This is a genomic window from Arthrobacter sp. TMN-49, from assembly GCF_054511095.1.
In genome coordinates, this window is the sequence record NZ_JBTNDH010000020.1 from 1 (window position 1) to 13,781 (window position 13,781).

At 62.6% G+C, this 13,781-nt stretch carries 15 protein-coding genes and 3 tRNA genes; 7 read left to right on the forward strand and 11 right to left on the reverse strand.

Features of this window, described 5'->3' with window-relative positions:
* Positions 1–89: 89 nt before the first annotated feature.
* From ACX80E_RS10665 to ACX80E_RS10705, 9 genes are all read right to left on the reverse strand, one after another.
* Complete coding sequence (locus ACX80E_RS10665; RefSeq protein WP_459301907.1) at positions 90–377, reverse strand: hypothetical protein; 288 nt, start codon at positions 375–377, stop codon at positions 90–92.
* Positions 378–446: 69 nt separating this feature from the next.
* Positions 447–1,067, reverse strand: a complete 621-nt coding sequence (locus tag ACX80E_RS10670) for a hypothetical protein (protein WP_459301908.1) — start codon at positions 1,065–1,067, stop codon at positions 447–449.
* Complete coding sequence (locus ACX80E_RS10675) at positions 1,064–1,627, reverse strand: hypothetical protein (RefSeq protein WP_459301909.1); 564 nt, start codon at positions 1,625–1,627, stop codon at positions 1,064–1,066. The genes ACX80E_RS10670 and ACX80E_RS10675 overlap by 4 nt, the downstream gene beginning before the upstream one ends.
* A gap of 8 nt (positions 1,628–1,635) precedes the next feature.
* Positions 1,636–2,028, reverse strand: coding sequence for a hypothetical protein (locus ACX80E_RS10680; RefSeq protein ID WP_459301910.1), 393 nt, complete (start codon positions 2,026–2,028; stop codon positions 1,636–1,638).
* A complete protein-coding gene (locus ACX80E_RS10685; RefSeq protein ID WP_459301911.1) occupies positions 2,025–2,216 on the reverse strand; it encodes a hypothetical protein in 192 nt (63 codons plus the stop codon). Before ACX80E_RS10685 ends, ACX80E_RS10680 begins: the two co-directional genes overlap by 4 nt.
* A 2-nt stretch (positions 2,217–2,218) precedes the next feature.
* Positions 2,219–2,734 carry an Asp23/Gls24 family envelope stress response protein gene (locus ACX80E_RS10690; protein WP_459301912.1) on the reverse strand — a complete coding sequence of 172 codons (516 nt, stop codon included), beginning with the start codon at positions 2,732–2,734 and terminating at the stop codon, positions 2,219–2,221.
* Between the two features lie 299 nt (positions 2,735–3,033).
* A tRNA-Phe gene (locus ACX80E_RS10695) sits at positions 3,034–3,109 on the reverse strand.
* A 58-nt stretch (positions 3,110–3,167) separates the two neighbouring features.
* A tRNA-Asp gene (locus ACX80E_RS10700) sits at positions 3,168–3,241 on the reverse strand.
* Between the two features lie 103 nt (positions 3,242–3,344).
* Positions 3,345–3,417 (reverse strand) — tRNA-Glu (locus ACX80E_RS10705).
* A 140-nt stretch (positions 3,418–3,557) separates the two neighbouring features.
* Between ACX80E_RS10705 and ACX80E_RS10710 the strand changes: the two genes are divergently transcribed.
* Together ACX80E_RS10710 and ACX80E_RS10715 are read left to right on the forward strand one after the other, a co-directional pair.
* Positions 3,558–3,965: a metallopeptidase family protein gene (locus tag ACX80E_RS10710; protein ID WP_459301913.1), complete on the forward strand. Its 408-nt coding sequence runs from the start codon at positions 3,558–3,560 to the stop codon at positions 3,963–3,965.
* Between the two features lie 177 nt (positions 3,966–4,142).
* On the forward strand, positions 4,143–5,591 hold the full coding sequence (locus ACX80E_RS10715; RefSeq protein WP_459301914.1) for a C40 family peptidase: 1,449 nt from the start codon (positions 4,143–4,145) through the stop codon (positions 5,589–5,591).
* 72 nt (positions 5,592–5,663) lie between these two features.
* Here the strand turns inward: ACX80E_RS10715 and ACX80E_RS10720 are convergent, their stop codons facing one another.
* A complete protein-coding gene (locus ACX80E_RS10720) occupies positions 5,664–6,668 on the reverse strand; it encodes a universal stress protein (RefSeq protein ID WP_459301915.1) in 1,005 nt (334 codons plus the stop codon).
* Between the two features lie 214 nt (positions 6,669–6,882).
* Here ACX80E_RS10720 and ACX80E_RS10725 point away from each other — a divergent pair, with 214 nt between their 5' ends.
* The 3 genes from ACX80E_RS10725 to ACX80E_RS10735 all read left to right on the forward strand — a co-directional run bounded on the left by ACX80E_RS10725 (position 6,883) and on the right by ACX80E_RS10735 (position 10,217).
* Positions 6,883–8,184, forward strand: coding sequence for a type III PLP-dependent enzyme domain-containing protein (locus ACX80E_RS10725; protein WP_459301916.1), 1,302 nt, complete (start codon positions 6,883–6,885; stop codon positions 8,182–8,184).
* Entirely contained in the window at positions 8,181–9,488 is a 1,308-nt protein-coding gene (locus ACX80E_RS10730; protein ID WP_459301917.1) for a D-arabinono-1,4-lactone oxidase, read from the forward strand. The genes ACX80E_RS10725 and ACX80E_RS10730 overlap by 4 nt, the downstream gene beginning before the upstream one ends.
* Before the next feature lie 75 nt (positions 9,489–9,563).
* A complete protein-coding gene (locus tag ACX80E_RS10735) occupies positions 9,564–10,217 on the forward strand; it encodes an FAD-binding protein (protein WP_459301918.1) in 654 nt (217 codons plus the stop codon).
* Between the two features lie 33 nt (positions 10,218–10,250).
* Here ACX80E_RS10735 and ACX80E_RS10740 read toward each other — a convergent pair whose 3' ends face one another.
* Complete coding sequence (locus tag ACX80E_RS10740) at positions 10,251–10,823, reverse strand: copper resistance CopC family protein (RefSeq protein WP_459301919.1); 573 nt, start codon at positions 10,821–10,823, stop codon at positions 10,251–10,253.
* Positions 10,824–11,096: 273 nt separating this feature from the next.
* Here ACX80E_RS10740 and ACX80E_RS10745 point away from each other — a divergent pair, with 273 nt between their 5' ends.
* On the forward strand, positions 11,097–12,551 hold the full coding sequence (locus ACX80E_RS10745; protein ID WP_459301920.1) for an NCS2 family permease: 1,455 nt from the start codon (positions 11,097–11,099) through the stop codon (positions 12,549–12,551).
* A gap of 222 nt (positions 12,552–12,773) precedes the next feature.
* Positions 12,774–13,727 (forward strand): formimidoylglutamase, encoded by a 954-nt coding sequence (gene hutG, locus ACX80E_RS10750; protein ID WP_459301922.1) that lies wholly within the window; start codon positions 12,774–12,776, stop codon positions 13,725–13,727.
* Positions 13,728–13,781: the final 54 nt, after the last annotated feature.

The following is a 13,781-nucleotide window of genomic DNA, read 5'->3' on the forward strand; positions in this document are numbered from 1 at the left end:
CACCCCCACCCCCAAACCCCAAAAAGAGCCCCCCCCCCCCCTTTCCCCCCCCCCCCCCCCCCCCCCCCCCCCCCTCAACCGGGCTGTTGTTACTTGTCGTGTTTGAAGATTCCTGCAATCCTTGCGCCAAGACCCTTGGCGTGTTCCACGGCTTCGCCAGTGAATTCCTTCACATTCTCCACGGCGTCCTCGGTGAACTCCTTGATGTTTTCACCAGCGTCGCCGGCAAATTCTTTCGCCTTTTCCGCAACATCGGCAGCAACGTCCTTGGCCTTCTCGGTCGCGTCGCTGGCAAATTCCTTGACGTTTTCAACTGCGTCCGCGGCCACGTCCTTGGCCGCGTCGGCAACGGAATTCTCGGAATTGTTCTCAGACATGCTTTTCTCCCCTGCAGTTGAAACGCTCCCAAGGCACACTTGCACCCGAGGGTGTTGATGAAGGTTACCTTAGCGGACTCTTTCCGCTTTCGTGAACCGTGACCTGGCCGCGGTGCCGATGCTCAGCAGCACAGGAACTTCAAGCCCCAGCAGTTCATCCAGAGCCGCCACGAGCTCCGCGATCTCATGAGCCAGAACATGCGGGGCAACCCCCTGCCGCGGGAAGACGCGCACCTTCAGCGCCGTTTGTTGGCGGAATTCATAACTCGTCACGGAAACGCCAAACACATCCGTGCGCTCCAACAGGGCGCTCTTGAGCGCCTGTTCAGCCACAGCGCAACTGAGCCGAACAACGCCGGCGGCACCGTCGTCGTCCGCGTTGCCGGGATAGTCCAGCAAGGTGACCGCACGGCCCTTGCCTTGACTGGCAATCCAAGAAATCATGACGATGACGACCACCAGAAGGGCGGCAGCGACGGCAAGCCAGACCCAGCTTTGGGAGGTCAGGATGAGCCTCGAGCCGTCCACGTAGTTGCGCAGCCAGGCCACCTGGTTGCTCGCATAGTTTTGCCACCAGGCGGCGGCTGAGGGAACTGCCGCGAGTGCCACCACGCCGGACCCGGCCACCAACAGGACCAGTCCCATCAGGCTCAGCAGGACTCGATTGAGGCCTCGCGGTGTGCCGTTCATACCCCTATCACCCCGCTCGATGCCAATTTCACCGAAACGCCCGGTTGAGGATTGAGTTCCATGGCGGCAAGTTCGCTCTCCACAGCCGTTTGAATGTCGTGTTCAGACACGCGGATCCCCGACGTCGGGCGGACGTTGACCTGCACAAGGCGCGCCGAGACAATCACCATGACCTGTTCGCGGGTAACACCAGCTGCCATGCGGGCGCATTTGGCCAACGCCGACGCTATGACCTCATCATCAACCACAATGGCAACGCGAGGGTTGGCGATGACGTGCTTGGCCCGGCGACCCGGAAGAAGTCCGTTGCCGAGGAAAATTAAGCCCACCAGAGCCAGCAAAACCCCTGCCGCACCGAGCAAGGCCGGAGGGTAGGGCCCGGGCAGATCGGCAACCCATTGGAGGGCGTCCAGCGGATGAACCAGCCAGGTGGGCTGGCCCAGCGCGGCTATCACGGTTTCCAACAACGCGAAAATGGCTGCCAAGGCCACCAGGATGGCCGCCACCACTGAAAAAGTCGAACGCGGCGAGTGGGTTTCCCGGCGGATTACTCGCGTCATGAACTCGCTCATAGAACCCTCCCGTCATGGCGTGTCGAAAGGGCCGAGATCCGCACATCAACGCGGCTCACCTGCGAACCAGTCAGATACTCGACCTGGGCCAGGATGAGCGCCTTTGCAGCCGTTGCCCGGGCCACAACGCTACCACCGCTTTTGGCCACCCTGTCCGGGTTGCGCTGCACCTCGTGCAGGGGCGGGGCGCCCATGGGTGAGGACACGGAGAGAGCCAGCGCCCCGGCGTCGTCGGAGAAATTCACCCTGACGTGGGCGGGCTGCACGGCAAGAGCCTGGGCCGCGGCAACCCTGGCCACTGACGTCAGCGCCTGAGTGCTGATGCGGTTGTGCCCGGCCAGCCCAGTTCTCACGGGGGTCACCACGGGCAACGGGGCATTCTCGCTCACGACGACGAACGGCGGCCGGTGAGGGCGTCTAGGACACCGCGCCAATCAAGTTTGCCGCCGGCGGCACGGCCCACCAGGGCACCTAGTGCTATGAACAGCGCGGCGACAGCGAACCCCCAAAAGCCGAAGGCGAAGGCCATGAACGCTAAAAATGCACCAAATGCTGCGCACACTATGCTCAGATTCATGGCTACTCTCCTGCTTCTTTTGAGATCTTGAGGCCAGATGCCACGGCCTGGGGGTTCGAGGGTCTAGCGGCAGCGCCCGGACGTTCGGTGAGTCGGGTGCGTGCCGCAGGGCTGTCCGCATCCGTGCTGGAGATGTGAACATCTGTGATCTCAATGTTCACCTCGATGACGCTGCGTCCCACCAAATCCTCCACTGCCGTATATACGGCGCTGCGGACCGCATTGGCCAGCTGCTGTAGCGGGTAGCCGTATTCGGCCATCAAAACAATATCCACGGCCACTTGGGATTCGCCCACTTCCACCCGCACGCCTTGAGTGAGATCCGCAGCTCCCACAACTTCACGAATGGCACCGATGGAGCGTGAGGCCCCCGAACCGAGGGCATGGACTCCGGCAACACCCCGCGCCGCAATGCCAACTACTTTGGCCACTGCTGTTTCAGCTATGACTGTGCGTCCCTGAGGTTCCTCCGGGCTGGTGGCGGCCGGAATACGTGACGACTGGTTGTGCGAGTCCATGTGCGGGCCCTTTCTGTTTCCTTTACGGTAAGCCTATGCACCGAAAACTTGAGGGGCAACGCCGCGACAGTTCGCATACATTTACAAAAGGGTTCCAATTGCCCCAGTTTTTTGTTCAGGGTGAGACTCTTGGTGTCCGTGACGTGGATTCTTCCTTGCGCCAGAGAACCAGCCGTGAGCACAATCACGACGGTGGGCTACACCCACGGCTACACCAAGCCAGTTTTCGGAATTTCGGGAGGGCAAGAGAAAGACCCCTACTTCCCATATAAACAATGGGATGCAGGGGTCTTTCTTTGTGGTGGCTCCGACCGGCGTCGATCCGGTGACCTTTCGATTTTCAGTCGAACGCTCTACCAACTGAGCTACAGAGCCTTGGTGATCTGAAAATCCTCGTCACCAGATTCCCTTGGACGAGCCAAGACAACCAAAGCGACCCTGACGGGACTCGAACCCGCGACCTCCGCCGTGACAGGGCGGCGCGCTAACCAACTGCGCTACAGGGCCATACTATGTACTACTTTTTTTGTTACTATCAACACTTTCGTGTGATTTTCACGAGTTATAGCGTACCAGTTATTTTTCAACTGATTTACCACTCACTCGTACGTACCCCCAACGGGATTCGAACCCGTGCCGCCGCCGTGAAAGGGCGGTGTCCTAGGCCGCTAGACGATGGGGGCCTAAGTCAGCTTCTTTTCCGCCGCGTTGTTTCCAACGCTTCGGTCCGAAGTGGACTCCAAAAACTATAGGGGCAATTCGCTCAGAACGCAAAACGAGCATCTGGGGGTCCTGTTTCGGGCAACCTCGCTAGGCTGAACACATGCATGAGAACCCCCTAGCTGGCATCCCGCACTTTGGTCCCTTCGCCATGACTGAGGACGATTTTGATGCCGCGGTACAAGCAGCCATTGCCCGGATCCCGGCCGAGCTCCGCGCTCAAATGGATAACGTGGTGATCTTCATTGCCGAGGACTACACGCCCGGCCCGGGCGAGGATCCAAGCACCGTGCTCCTAGGCCTCTACGAGGGGGTGCCGCTGACCGAACGCGGCCTCGGCCTGGAATCAGGTTCACTACCGGACCGGATCACGATCTACCGTCAGCCCATCCTTGCTATCTGTACGAGCGTCGAAGAGGTCATTTACGAGGTCATGGTGACTGTGACCCACGAAATCGCCCATCACTTCGGGATCGACGACGAACGCCTGCACGACCTCGGCTGGGGCTAAATTACACTGTTGTGGTTCTAGTTGCTGGTGTTACTGGTGTTGCCAAAGCGTTCGGGGTGGCCGTAGTGTCAGATCAGCTGCGCAATTGCACCCGCGGATTCCCGCGAAACTTGGCCCAGCCCGGTGAGCTTTAAACAGCACCCCTCTCTACTTCTGCAGTAAGGCAACTGGATGAGAATGCGCTTTCTAATTCGTGGCACCACGGCCCTGAGCTGTGCCGTGTTGGCCTCCTCCGCCTTCATCGCCCCGTCGTTTGCCGGCGCCGTGCCGGCCAGTACGACGACGTTCCTTGGCTCAGCGCTGCGCCCCTTGAGTCCGGCCATTCCCAGCCAGGACGACATCACAAAAGCCAAGGACTCCGAGGCCGCCACGGCCGCCGCATCGGCCAAGTTGGACGCAATCCTCAGTTCGGCCAACGACCGTCTGCAAGCATCCACACTGGTGGCCATGGGCGCCAATAGCACCTACACGGATGCTTTGGTGGTCCTTGAACAACGCACGGCAGAGGCCGAAACGGCCACGGCAAAAGCCGCCACGGCCGCCAGTGCCCACAAGAACGCTAAAGCCCAACTGGGCCAGCTGGCGGGCAGCCTCTACAAGAATGGCGGACTGGATCTGGGCGTTCAGACGTTCCTGACCAGCGCCGATGCCGACGACACCATGTACCAGGCCTCAACCCTCATGGCCCTGAGCGCCAACCGCGCACACACATTTGACGCGGCCCAGGCAGCTGCGGCCACATCGGCGGCCTTGGATGCACAGGCGGTGGCGGCCGGCAAGGCCGCCAAGGACGCCACAACAGTCGCCGACGCTTCACGCACGAAGGCGCAGGGAGCTGCCGACGCCCAGGCCGCCGTCGTGGCTGAAAACCAAAGTCAACGCGATGTCCTGCTCCAGCGGCTGGCGACGCTGCACAACACCACAACCGCGCTGGAGGGCGCCCGCGTGGACGCAGTGGCCCGCAAGGCTCAAGAAGCGGCCCTAAAGGCCCAAGTTGCTGCCTCCACCAACGCCCCGGCCCCCGTCCGGCCACCCGCGACCGGGGCGCCTGTCGTGGCACCGTCAGCGCCGAACCCTGCTGCGCCAAACCCTGCCGTGCCGAACCCTGCTGTGCCGAAACCACCGGCCCCGAAGCCTCCTCCGCCCGTGCAACCGCCGGCGCAACCCAAGCCACCGGTCGCACCGCCGGTGAAGCCGCCGCCGGTGCAACCCAAGCCGCCGGTCAAGCCACCGGTGAAGCCGCCACCCACGTCCTCCTACACCCAGGTCATGGTGAACTACGCCATGTCCAAGATCGGTGGCCCGTACCAGTGGGGCGGCAATGGGCCCACGGCGTTTGACTGCTCCGGCCTCGTTCAACAGGCGTTTGCCGCCGCCGGAATATCCGTGCCGCGACAAGGCAGCGACCAATTCTGGGCTGCCCCGCAGCGCGTGCCGCTCTCGCAGATGCGGTACGGGGACCTGCTGGTTTTTGACGACGCCGGGGGCGGCCGGTTTGGCCACATTGCCATCTACATTGGCAACGGCCAGGTGGTGCAGGCGCTGAGCCCGGGCCAGCCCATTGCCGTCACACCGCTGGCATATATGTCAGGCATGAAGCTCTACCCGTACGCAGCCAGATTCTAGGGCGGCCACACACGCAACTGAAGCGCCGTTTGCCATGAGATTCATGGTCAACGGCGCCTCAGCTGCGTCACGCTAGGCCTGCAGGAGCGGACCAAACGCCGAACGGTCATCCTGTCGCGGGTCCTCACGGTCCCGCACCACCATGATGGGCCCCTTGGCGTGGTGACGGACGCCGTCGGTCGTGGAGCCAAGCATCATGCCGGCAAAACCGCCGCGACCTCGCGTGCCCATGACCACCAGTTCAGATGTCGCCGACGCCTTCACCAACTCCTCAACGGCCGAACCCTCGATGAGTTTGACCTCGATGGGCAGCTTCGGGAAATGGCTGCGAATCCATTTCTCTCCGGCGTCGAGCTGCTGTTGAATCTCGGTAAACAACGCTTCACGGTCCACCGGCGCCGGCATCCAGGCGAGCGAACCGGTGTAGGGCTTGACCGCGCAAATGATGCGCAGCGTTGCCCCGGAGCGTTCGGCCTGTTCGGCCGCCAACAAAACGGCGTAGCGGGCGTGTTGCGAGCCGTCAACACCCACCGTGACAAGGTTTTCAATCACCGGGGCAGGTTTGTCGCTGGGGACACCCTCCCCCAGGCGCTGAGCACAACTCAGGGGCACTGTCACGGTGGGGCAGTGCGCGTGGGCAGGCAGCGCGGAGCTGACACTGCCAAGGAGCCGGCCAAGGAAGCCGCCGCGTCCGCGCGAACCAAAGACGAGCAACTGCGCCGATTCGCTCAAGTCCAGCAGCACCCCTGCAGCGTCACCGTTTTCAACCCGCGCATCCATCTCGATATCAAGGTGCGCCACCTTGGCGGCCGCCTCACGAAGGACAGCCTCCGCGCCTTGGCGGATCACGTCGTCGTCCACTGTGGCGTACCCGCCGTCGAGCCCGGACGCGGCAAAAATGGGGACTGTATAGGCCGTGACGAGATGCAGCGGCAGGTTGCGCAGTTTGGCTTGGCGCGCGGCCCATATCAAGGCGCAATTGCTTTGTTCCGAGCCGTCGATGCCCACGACGATTCCTGTGGGTGCCGGAATCGATTCGGGCGTTGCCGACTGCGGTGATTGCTCTGGGGTGCTCATGCTGCGCCTCCTTGTTCAGCTTGCTGCAAGGGGCCAACACACCATGGCGCCTCCCCTTCGCGGCCTGTACCTGTGACTATCGCGGTTTAGGCCTAGCGCGTCAAGTTACCCCCGCCGGGCCGCGGGAAATGGTGCGTCATCTGCGGCCATACCCAAGGACCACGCACGTATGAAAGAGTGTGAGAGCAATATCACCTTTGGAGAGTGGGTATCGATGCTGCAGCTGCTTGAGTCCGGCGTATCACGCGGGCTAAACGGCAATCTTGGCGCCCCCGGGGAGAACTGGGCCAACGCCAGCACCGCCTGCGCCAGCTTTGAAGCCCCCCTGGCGGTTTTGGATGTGCAGGCATTCTCCTTCAACGCCGGTTCCTTGCTGCGCCGGGCCGCGGGGAAACCCATTCGGGTGGCCAGCAAGTCGATCCGCTCCAGGGAAGTGTTGCGTGCTGTGCTGGCACGGGACGGTTTTGCCGGCATCCTCAGTTTCACCCTGCCTGAGGCCTTGTGGCTGGCAGCTGACCCAACCGATGCGTTCCTGGACGTGGTGGTGGCCTATCCCACGGCGGACGGGCGGGCCTTGCGAGCCTTGGCCGTGGACCCTGTCGCCTGCGAGCGCGTCACCGTGATGGTTGATTCCGCCGAGCATCTTGCGTGGATGGCCACCACACTGGCCGACGTCACCCCTGCCGCTCCGCTCCGCCTTTGCCTGGACCTTGATGTGTCATGGCGGCCCACAGTGCGCGGAAGGCCGCTGGGGCACATTGGTGTGCGCCGCTCACCTGTGCGCACCGGCTCCGAGGCCATTGCCATGGCCTTGCTCATTGACACGTACAGGCGTGCCGGCGTCAAGCTTTTCACCTTGGTGGGGCTCATGGCCTATGAAGCCCAAATAGCGGGTCTGGCGGACACCCCGCACACAGGCAATACGGCGGCCGATGCGGCAAAGTCCCAGCTGTTGCGCCGGATGCAGCGCGCCTCCATGGCGGAGCTCATTCATCGCCGCGGCAATATGGTGGCAGCGGTGCGCAACGTGACCGACCTTGAATTCGTCAATGGCGGTGGGACCGGAAGTCTGGAGCTGACAACAACTGATTCTTCGGTGAGCGAGCTGGCGGCCGGTTCGGGCCTGTTTGGTCCCACACTTTTTGACGGCTATTCGCGCTTTAGCCCCTCCCACGCGGTGGGGTTTGCCGCCCCGGTGGTCAGGCGCCCGGCCCCCGACATGGTGACAGTTTTGGGCGGCGGCTGGATTGCTTCGGGCCCGCCCGGGGCTGACAGGTCCCCGACCCCCGTCTACCCGCCCGGTTTGGCCCTGCTGGGCATTGAGGGCGCCGGCGAGGTGCAGACGCCCCTGCGCGGCGCTGCGGCCGCTGCGCTGGGTATTGGCGACAAGGTCTGGTTCCGGCCCGCCAAATCCGGTGAGGTGTGCGAGCATGTGGCTGCTTTGGAGCTGCTCGACGGCGGGCGCAGAGTGGGCGCGGCGCTCACCTATCGCGGCGAAGGGAAGACGTTTATATGAGTGAGTGGCGCAATTGGGCTGGGGATCAACGCTGCACGCCCAGCTCTGTGGCGCGGCCGCGCACGGTAGCCGAGGTTTCGGCTCTTGTCATGGCCACAGCAGCATCCGGGGGCACCATCAAGGCAGTCGGCGCCGGGCACAGCTTTACCGACATTGCCCTCAGTAGCGGGGTCCAGCTGCACCTGGACGGCCTCAGCGGGCTCCTTCAGGTGGACAGGGCAGCCAAAGTGGTCACCCTGGCCGGTGGCACCAGGCTGCACGAGATTCCGGCCCTGCTGAAGCCATACGGCCTGGCCATGGAGAATCTTGGCGATATTGACAGGCAGTCGATTGCCGGGGCCATCTCCACAGGCACCCACGGCACGGGGCTGCGGTTTGGTGGCATTGCCACCCAGGTGCGCGCCCTGACGTTGGTGAGCGGAACTGGCGAGGTGCTGACGTGCTCCGCCACCGAAAACGCTGACGTGTTTTCGGTGGCCCGGGTGGGTTTAGGCGCCTTGGGCATCATTACCTCCGTGACACTGCAGTGTGTTGACGCCTTCATGCTGCACGCGGTGGAGCGCCCCGAACCGCTGGCAGAAGTTCTGGAGTCATTGTCCGAACGCCAGCTGGTGGCCGATCATTTTGAGTTCTACTGGTTCCCGCACACGTCAATGGCGTTAACCAAGACCAACACCCGGCACACACCCGGGACCCTCCCGGGCGGGGTTGCCCCCTTGTCAGCAACGGCGCATCTGGTGGCTGACAGGCTGGTCCCGAACACCTTGTTCTCGGCCCTGTGCACTGTCACCCACAAGCTGCCCTCGATCATCCCCACGGTCAATGACCTTGCCTCGAAGCTGACAGGCACGAGGGAATTTGGCGACGCCTCCCACAAGGTGTTCGCCACTGAGCGGACTCTACGCTTCAGGGAAATGGAATACGCGCTCCCGCTGGACACCATTCCCGCCGTGTTGGGCGAACTCGATGCCATGATCAAGCGCAAGGGACTACACATTTCATTTCCTGTTGAGGTGCGCAGCGCAGCTGCTGACACCATTGCCCTATCCACAGCGAACAACCGTCACAGTGGGTACATAGCCATCCACCAGCACATCAAGACTGCCCCCTTTGAATACTTCAAGGCAGCCGAGGAAATCTTCACAGCACACGCCGGACGGCCGCATTGGGGCAAGTGGCACTTTCTCCAATCGAAAGACTTTGAGCGGCTCTATCCAGACCTTGAAAAGTTCTGTAAGGTTCGAGATGTTCTCGATCACACCGGGGTGTTCAGCAACGCCTATCTAGACCGGGTACTTCCCTAGATCCGCACCACATCACAGCCTTGCCCTTGGCTGTGCCGCCTGTAAGTTCTCCTACCGTTCGAGGAGCTATTTGCTATGAAGGCCGCGTCCTTTGCTGCCCCGCCGTTGCCCACCAGCGGCGCGGCTGATCCTCTTGCCAACCCCGTGCAGGGCTCTACCGAAACCACCTCCACCATTGTGATTGGTTCCGGATTCTCAGCCCTGGCGGTGGCAGCCGAACTCAACAGGCAGGGCGTCCAGGCAATTGTGGTGGAAAGCTTCTGCCCCCTGAAGCAGACACCGCCACCACCGCCCACAACAGGTGGCATTAGCCTGGCAGCACTGAATGAACGAAGCGAAATTTTGCGGCTCCTGGAGCACTACGCACGCCGCCACGAACTGGATATTCGGCCGTCAACCCGGGCCCTGTCACTCACCCGGCAGGAGGGGCCGCTCCCGGAAACCCCCTACTGGAGCGTACGCACGGCCACGGGAACGTTGAGCGCCCACAGCATCGTCTTTACCCGAGGCGCCCTAAACCAACTGCTGCGCGTCCTGCACAACGCCGGTGTCACAACAGCTGCCGAGCTGCGCTCAGGGATGCACGCCCTGGGCTTGTATCTCGTGGGTGTGGGCGATCTGGTCATCCCCACCACGCAGGAAATCTTGCACCAAGCCAAACGTGCTGGCTCCTCCATCTCGTCTCGAGTAGCAGCCCTGGAACACGGTTCAGGGCTGGCGCTGGTCTAGGAATCCTGCCCCAGGCCAGCGGCCCCGCAGCGGCTACTCTTCGCTGGCCAAACGGCGTCGTGCCACCACCACCATGGCAACCACCACGACGATCAAAACACCAATCAAGGCAAAGACACTCCACGGCACGGCGCCACTGTCCTGAACGGGCTCGGCGCCAGCCTCGGTGGGGGCCTGGACAGACTGCATGGGCCCGGCACCAACACCCTGGCCGGCAGTTGTGGCGGCTGCGGTGGCGGTGAAACTGAATTTTCCCTCAATGGGATGCGAGTCGGAGGACACCAGGCGCCACTGGACGGTGTACTTTCCGGCCGGGGCGCCGGGGCGGACACCCTGTGCTGCCACCTTGTCCAGCACGTCCACCTCGCCTTGGGCCCAGTTGTCGCCGGCCTCATCAAGAACCAGAACTTGGGAACCAATAACAGCGGGGCTGTTGCTCAAGCTGATCTGGATTTTCGCCGGCACGGTCGCCACCGTTGACCCGTTGGCAGGAGAAGTTTCAAGGACGGCGTCGTGCGCCAATGCCGCCGTGGATGATCCCAGCACGATCAACAGGGCGGCCGCGACGGCCACCAAAGTACGTCTCAACCGTGGTTGCGGTGTCATTTTCGTCTCACTAAGCCGAAGACTTACGGGACTCTTCACGGCGTGGGTTCCTTTGTTCGATGGAGCGATGGCTCCTCACGGTATCCCAGAATCTTGTGAGTTTCCTGCAGAACTCAGGCATTTGCGGCCGCACGGGCGGCGGCACCATGTCGGCGTCGTGCGTGGAAATGGTGGAAGAGCCGAGCCTGCACCACTACGTTGCGCCCGGTCTTTACCGGCTAGTATTTCCTCGAATAACATAATTTCATTTCACTTCGCCCGGAGGGCTCTTACATGGCTACCAAAACGGACGTCCGGCTGTCAGCTGTCGACAAATACTTCATGATCACGGCCCGCGGCTCCAACTACTCGCGAGAGATCCGCGGCGGTTTCGCCACATTCTTTGCCATGAGCTACATCGTAGTGCTCAACCCGCTGATCCTAGGCGGCGCTGACTCCACCGGCGGCGAGCTGGGCCTGGAACGCGTTGCAGCTGTCACAGCATTTGTGGCCGGTATCCTGACCATCATCATGGGCGCCTGGGCGAAGCACCCCTTCGCACTGGCTGCCGGACTTGGCGTCAACGCGTTTGTTGCCGTCACGGTGGCCACCCACCCGGGCTTGACCTGGCCGGACATGATGGGTCTGGTGGTCCTTTCGGGCATCACCATGTTCATCCTGGTGCTGACAGGTTTCCGAACGGCTGTGTTCAAGGCAGTCCCCGAGGGTCTGAAAACCGCCATTGTGGTGGGTATTGGCATGTTCATTGCCCTCATTGGTTTGGTCAACGCCGGCTTTGTGCGCCGCATCCCCGACGTTGCAGGCACCACTGTTCCCGTCGGCCTTGGCTTTGACGGCAAGCTCATGGGCTGGCCCACGCTGGTGTTTGTTGTTGGCCTGGCGCTGACCATTGGCTTGGTGGTCCGCAAGGTCAAGGGCGCCATCCTGATCGGCATTGTGGTCTCCACCATCTTGGCCAACATCTTGGAAATGACACTTCACATTGGGCCGTCCTTTGACGGCACCACCTCCAACCCGCAGGGCTGGTCCTTGGTGTCGCCGCAGCTGTCCCAGTGGTCAATGCCCGATTTGTCGCTGCTGGGCCAGGTGAACCTCTTTGGCGCGTTCAGTAAGCTGGGCGCGCTGGCGGCTATCTTGTTGGCGTTTGTGATCTTGCTGAGCATCTTCTTCGACGCCATGGGCACCATGGTGGGTCTTGCCGCAGAGGCCGGCTCCATGGACAAGGACGGCAACATCCCCAACGTTGATCGCGTGCTGCTGGTCGACGCCTTCGGTGCCATTGCCGGTGGTGGCGCGTCGGCGTCCTCGAACCAGATCTACGTCGAATCCGGCGCCGGCATCGGCGAAGGCGCCCGCACGGGCCTGGCCTCCATGGTGACTGGCCTGCTGTTGATTCTGGCCATGTTTATCACCCCGTTGATCAAGCTGGTCCCCTTTGAAGCTGTTGCCCCGGCACTCGTGGTGGTTGGTTTCATGATGGTCTCCCAGGTGGGCAAGATCGACTGGTCCGATTGGGGCATTGGCATCCCCGCGTTCCTGACGTTCACGTTGATGCCTTTCACCTACTCCATTGCCAACGGCCTGGGCGCCGGCTTCATCGCGTTCGTGCTGATCCGCCTGTGCCAGGGCCGCGTCAAGGAAATCCATCCCCTGATGTGGGTCGTTGCCGGCGCGTTCTTGCTGTTCTTCGGCATCGGCACGGTGGAAGCCCTGGTCGGCATCAAGTAGCCCCCTCCTCATCTGACCCGCAGAAAACGGCGAAAATGCGCGCTTTTAGCGCGACTTTCGGCGTTTTCTGCGGGTCAGTTTGGTTGGTCCCGCGCACCCGATGGTTCCCTGTCCGAGGGACGAGGCCAGGGAACCATCGGGTGCGCGGTGGAGTCTGCCATGCCAGACGCCGCAGGCCCCGGTGGACTGGCGCGCGGGCCAACCGTGCTGTTCGCTGGGAGTATGGACTTTTCTGCTCTCACCATTGATACTCCTGCAACGCCGTGGACGGGCAGGAACGACGGCGACGGTCCCGCCCACCGCCGTTGGTGGCAGGCTGTGGGCAACACGGCACCCTCGGCCCTGGATGCCGCCCTCCCCGGACCCGCGTCCCTGCTGGGTTTTTGTTCCGATGCCGGGGTGCTGCGCAATCACGGCCGCACGGGTGCCGCCTCGGGCCCGGCAGCCATCCGCGCCGCGCTGGGGTCCCTGGCATTCCACGGCACCCGCAGTATCAGCGACGTGGGAGACGTGGTGGTTTCTAACGATGCCCTTGAAACGGGGCAGGCGCGAGTGGGGACCGCACTCACCTCGCTGCTCGACGCCGGATACCTCACCGTGGTGCTTGGCGGTGGCCACGAGACAGCGTTTGCCAGCTACCTGGGCGTGGCTGGCACAGCCGCAGTGGCCAACGGCGCCCGTTTGGGCGTGCTGAATCTTGATGCCCACTTTGATTTGCGCCAGGCGCCGGCTCCCAGCTCGGGCACTCCGTTCCTGCAGATGGCCCACGCCGAAGCCGCCGCCGGGCGGGAACTGAACTACGCCGTCGTGGGCATCAGTGAACCGAACAACACGCGCACACTCTTTGACACGGCGCACAGCCTTGACGTGAAGTACCTATTGGATGAGGATTGCTCCGGCGAGCGCACCGCAGCGTTTGTGTCCTCGTTTCTGGAGACGGTGGACATTGTGTACTTGACCATCGATCTGGACGTACTGCCGGCGGCCGTGGCTCCCGGTGTCAGCGCCCCGGCCGCCTACGGGGTGCCGCTGCCGGTGATCACAGCCGTGTGCCGTCAGGTGGCCGCCAGCGGAAAACTGTTCCACTGTGATGTGGCGGAGCTGAACCCGGAGTTCGATATCGACAATCGCACGGCCAAGGTGGCCGCCCGGCTGGTGGACACCCTGCTGCGCTAACGCCCGGCCCTACAAACTGACCCGCAGAAAACGCCGAAAATGCGCGGTTTTACC

What these genes read in the sequence shown, in the direction of transcription:
- ACX80E_RS10665 (WP_459301907.1), bottom strand. Translation starts at nt 377, where the DNA reads ATGTCTGAGAACAATTCCGAGAATTCCGTTGCCGACGCGGCCAAGGAC.
- ACX80E_RS10670 (WP_459301908.1), bottom strand. Translation starts at nt 1,067, where the DNA reads ATGAACGGCACACCGCGAGGCCTCAATCGAGTCCTGCTGAGCCTGATG.
- ACX80E_RS10675 (WP_459301909.1), bottom strand. Translation starts at nt 1,627, where the DNA reads ATGACGCGAGTAATCCGCCGGGAAACCCACTCGCCGCGTTCGACTTTT.
- ACX80E_RS10685 (WP_459301911.1), bottom strand. Translation starts at nt 2,216, where the DNA reads ATGAATCTGAGCATAGTGTGCGCAGCATTTGGTGCATTTTTAGCGTTC.
- ACX80E_RS10690 (WP_459301912.1), bottom strand. Translation starts at nt 2,734, where the DNA reads ATGGACTCGCACAACCAGTCGTCACGTATTCCGGCCGCCACCAGCCCG.
- ACX80E_RS10710 (WP_459301913.1), top strand. Translation starts at nt 3,558, where the DNA reads ATGCATGAGAACCCCCTAGCTGGCATCCCGCACTTTGGTCCCTTCGCC.
- ACX80E_RS10715 (WP_459301914.1), top strand. Translation starts at nt 4,143, where the DNA reads ATGCGCTTTCTAATTCGTGGCACCACGGCCCTGAGCTGTGCCGTGTTG.
- ACX80E_RS10720 (WP_459301915.1), bottom strand. Translation starts at nt 6,668, where the DNA reads ATGAGCACCCCAGAGCAATCACCGCAGTCGGCAACGCCCGAATCGATT.
- ACX80E_RS10725 (WP_459301916.1), top strand. Translation starts at nt 6,883, where the DNA reads ATGCTGCAGCTGCTTGAGTCCGGCGTATCACGCGGGCTAAACGGCAAT.
- ACX80E_RS10730 (WP_459301917.1), top strand. Translation starts at nt 8,181, where the DNA reads ATGAGTGAGTGGCGCAATTGGGCTGGGGATCAACGCTGCACGCCCAGC.
- ACX80E_RS10735 (WP_459301918.1), top strand. Translation starts at nt 9,564, where the DNA reads ATGAAGGCCGCGTCCTTTGCTGCCCCGCCGTTGCCCACCAGCGGCGCG.
- ACX80E_RS10740 (WP_459301919.1), bottom strand. Translation starts at nt 10,823, where the DNA reads ATGACACCGCAACCACGGTTGAGACGTACTTTGGTGGCCGTCGCGGCC.
- ACX80E_RS10745 (WP_459301920.1), top strand. Translation starts at nt 11,097, where the DNA reads ATGGCTACCAAAACGGACGTCCGGCTGTCAGCTGTCGACAAATACTTC.
- hutG (WP_459301922.1), top strand. Translation starts at nt 12,774, where the DNA reads ATGGACTTTTCTGCTCTCACCATTGATACTCCTGCAACGCCGTGGACG.